This window comes from uncultured Methanofollis sp. (assembly GCF_937919355.1).
Taxonomy (GTDB): domain Archaea; phylum Halobacteriota; class Methanomicrobia; order Methanomicrobiales; family Methanofollaceae; genus Methanofollis.
In genome coordinates this window covers 1-1072 of record NZ_CALFSA010000050.1, presented here as the reverse complement: position 1 = coordinate 1072, position 1072 = coordinate 1, and the positions used below count along the sequence as shown (strand labels likewise).

Here is a 1072-nt window from a genome sequence, read left to right as displayed (position 1 = left end):
TGCGAGGACGTGACGGGCACGCGGCCTCCTGCCGGCACCCATCAGCCTGCATCTTTCGGTCATCTCATGGGTGGATATGATGCCGGGTATTACGGGTACCTCTGGTCGAAGGTCTATGCCCTCGATATCGTCGACGAGTTCAAGGAGGACGGTATGACCAACCAGACTCTCGGCATGAGATTCAGGGACGAGGTCCTCTCACGGGGCACTATGGAGGACGGGATGGTGCTCCTTGAGAATTTCCTGGGGAGAGAACCGGGGCCGGAGGCGCTGTACAGGCACCTCGGGATAGAGATGTCCGGGAATAATTAATCAGCCAGACCATTTCTCCTCCGATCTTTTTTATTTCAGATTCGGTCCATTATGGGATCTTTGCCGCGGACTTCACAGCGAGGTCCTCAAGCAGTTCATAATCGGGATCAGGCCCGACGATCACGAACATCTCATAGATATCGTATTGCGAGAAGGTGATCACGTAGTGAATGTGGTCCTCGGTTGCATTTCTTTCACGTCCGATCAGCTTGAACGCCGCTGAGTTCTCCCCGATGGCGGGCGGGGCGAGCACTTCATTTCGTCCGATGGAGTAGGTTTCATAGTCGGAGTCGACCATCTTCGTGGCATTTCCTTCAGGGAAGGTGATGAGTTTCTGGGAGATTACGAGGCTCCCCGGCTTTGGTGCCGGGTCTTCTGAAAAAAATTCCACAAATCCGACATCGGCCCCGAACACTCTCATCGTCGGGGAGAGTGCCGACCCGGGTATCAACGTGTATCTTGGCGGGGCATAACCTGCGGGGAGATCCTCTTTGGTTAAGAAGAGGTCGAAGAACTCTGTTCTCTGGGTGTCGGGCGCGGCAGGAGTGGTCGCCGTTGTAGGCACAACGGCCTCGGGGATGGCGTCGGCGTGCCCTTCTGTAGGAGGTACCGGCCCGATGAGCAGGATCACCGCGATCATGGCGATCACCAGAACATACGCCGAGGCCGGCACCCAGAACAACCTGCTTTTTCTGGTGAATGCCGCTTCGCCGCGGTTGATCCTGTCCGCCGTCCTGTAAGCATCGTATAGAGAATGTCC

2 protein-coding genes are annotated in these 1072 nt (G+C 56.3%); one reads left to right on the top strand and one right to left on the bottom strand.

The window, feature by feature from the left end; genetic code table 11:
• On the top strand, positions 1 to 312 hold a 312-nt coding region (locus Q0520_RS02585), incomplete at its 5' end, for a M3 family metallopeptidase (protein WP_298666208.1).
• Positions 313 to 361: 49 nt separating this feature from the next.
• Here Q0520_RS02585 and Q0520_RS02580 read toward each other — a convergent pair.
• On the bottom strand, positions 362 to 1072 hold a 711-nt coding region (locus Q0520_RS02580; protein WP_298666205.1), incomplete at its 5' end, for a hypothetical protein.